At 69.0% G+C, this 1,677-nt stretch carries 1 protein-coding gene and 1 pseudogene; both read left to right on the top strand.

Features of this window, described 5'->3' with window-relative positions; all coding sequences use genetic code 11:
* The coding region (locus M4D54_RS13750) for a hypothetical protein (RefSeq protein WP_259892110.1) at positions 1-1,016 on the top strand (1,016 nt) is incomplete at its 5' end.
* 56 nt (positions 1,017-1,072) lie between these two features.
* Positions 1,073-1,677 (top strand): annotated as a pseudogene (locus M4D54_RS13745) (glycosyl transferase family 1); the annotation flags it as partial.

Raw genomic sequence — 1,677 nt, 5'->3', positions numbered from 1 at the left:
CGCGCATGGACATCCAGAACCATTACTACGGTCATAGCGCGGTGCTGGCCCGATACGCCGGTCTCGGATCCGTGCGTCATATCAACGGCCTGCTCCAGCACGGCTGGACGGTCCGCTCGCCCACGCTCGTCCATTTCTCCGACTTCGCGCGCCTGCCCCGCGGGGCAGGGCGCTTCGTCTGGAGCCACAGTGCACGCGGCTGGGACCCCGAGCGCGACCCGTTCCCGACAATCCCCGTCGGCGCCCCGTTCCTCTACCTGAGCGAGCTGACGGCGCAGCAGAAGATCGAGCCGCTCGGTCGAACCGTCGCATTCCCCGTGCACGACACCCGGCTGGTGCGGCTCGAGCACAGCGACGATGCCTTCGCCCGTCAGCTCGCTGAGCGCGGCGGGCCCTCGCTGGTCTGCCTGCACCCCGAGGACCTCGACCGGCCCGAGAAGCGACAGGTCTGGGCCGCCCACGGCCATCAGGTGGTCAGCGCCGGTGACCGCCGTGATCCGCTGTTCCTGAGCCGTGTGCTGCACCTCGCTCGGGGCGCGCGACGGGTCGTGTCCAACCAGCTCTCGACCGCCGTCGTCTACGCCGCTGCCGAAGGCACCCCGACCGAGATCTACGGTGACGAGGTCGCCATCGGATCGCTCGGCACCGACGTCGCGCGACGCACTCGCGAGCTCTGGCCGGAGTTCCATGACGAATCAGATACGGCGACGAGACAGAGAATTGCACGGGCGGAGCTCGGTGCGCAGCATGTGCTCTCGCCGGAGGAACTGCGTGCTGCGCTCGGCTGGGATCGGCGCTCCCCGGTGCCGTTCCTCAGCTACTGGGCAGGCGCTCCGGTACGCAAGGCTGGTGCAGTTCTCGGCGTCGTCAAGAGACCCGAGGGCGCACAGGACGCCGGATCCGGTGCATCGCCCGTGGCCTTCCTCGCCCATCCGCTCAGTCACCTGCCCAGCCGTCTTCCGCGCGTGCCCGATGCGCAGATGCTGATCGCTGAGCCGGTCACTCCCACTCCCTGACCCGCCCCCGCGCTCTGTACGACCCTCATCCGAGGAAAGGCCCTTCCGCTGTGATCGTGATCTGCACCAACGAGATCGCCGGCCCGACCGGCTACCACAAGTCCGTTGTCCAGCTGGCCAACGGGCTGCACGAGGCCGGCTACCCGGTGGCGCTGCTCGGCTTCCTCGGAACAGGCGATGTCTCCAGCCGGATGATCCCGCGGTGGCCGCTGGACCTCGACGTCCCCGCATTCACCCTACGCACCCTGCCCGCCCGGGGCGGGCGCCTGCAGCATCGCAACGTCCATCCTGAGATGCACGGAGCCCTGGGCGCCCTGCAGTACGCCTTCACGGCGAACGAGCTGGCTGCGCTCCGTGATCTCAACGCGGCGCTCTCGGACCAGGACACGATCATCTTCACCGCACCCGTGCAGGCGCTCGCCTTCCAGCGCGCCCTCAGCGGCGATGCGCGCCGACCCCGCACGGTGCTGCAGATCCACGGCGACTACAGCCATCACGCCGAGCTACGCGAGCCGCTCCTCGCAGCCCGAGGCATGATCGACCGAGTCCAGACCGTCGCGGACGGACTTCGCGCACAGTTCACACCGCCCTTCGATGCCTCCGATGTGGTGTTCATCCCGAACTTCCCCGGAGAGGGGACGACGCCGCTGGAGCGCACTGC

The sequence above is a fragment of the Brachybacterium sp. p3-SID1565 genome (genome assembly GCF_025143785.1).
Classification (GTDB): Bacteria; Actinomycetota; Actinomycetes; order Actinomycetales; family Dermabacteraceae; genus Brachybacterium; species Brachybacterium epidermidis.
The sequence above is the reverse complement of the archived record's forward strand: the minus strand, read 5'-3'. Positions and strand labels throughout refer to the sequence as shown.